Origin of the sequence: Micromonospora fiedleri (assembly GCF_016774385.1) — a bacterium.
GTDB lineage: Bacteria > Actinomycetota > Actinomycetes > Mycobacteriales > Micromonosporaceae > Micromonospora > Micromonospora gifhornensis.
On the sequence record NZ_JAETXL010000060.1, the window covers coordinates 1 to 468 of the forward strand.

The following is a 468-nucleotide window of genomic DNA, read 5'->3' on the forward strand; positions in this document are numbered from 1 at the left end:
CCTGCCAATCCGCCACCTCACCCGCTACACGCTCGCCAACCAGACCGTGCTTGACCGGATCCCCGAGTCCGACCTGCTCGACATGCTGCGCGGCTACGGCTACCAGCCGTACGTGGTGGCCGGTGACGAGCCCGCGGCCGTCCACGAGCTGCTGGCCGCCACGTTCGACCGGGCGCTGGACGAGATCGCGGAGATCCAGCGGCAGGCCCGCTCCGGGGCGACCGTCACCCGTCCGCGCTGGCCGATGATCGGGCTGCGTACGCCGAAGGGCTGGACCGGGCCGAGTGAGGTCGACGGCAAGCAGGTCGAGGGGACGTACCGGGCCCACCAGGTTCCGCTGTCGCAGGTACCCACGAACCCGGCGCACCGGGCCGAGCTGGAGCGCTGGCTGCGCAGCTACCGGCCGGAGGAGCTGTTCGACGCCACCGGCGCACCGGTCGCCGAGCTGGCCGCGCTGCCGCCCACCGG

General features: G+C 73.3%; 1 protein-coding gene. It reads left to right on the plus strand.

The features are described 5' to 3' along the window. Positions 1-468, plus strand: a 468-nt coding sequence (locus JMF97_RS30625) for a phosphoketolase family protein (RefSeq protein WP_498043321.1), incomplete at both ends; no start/stop codon positions are given.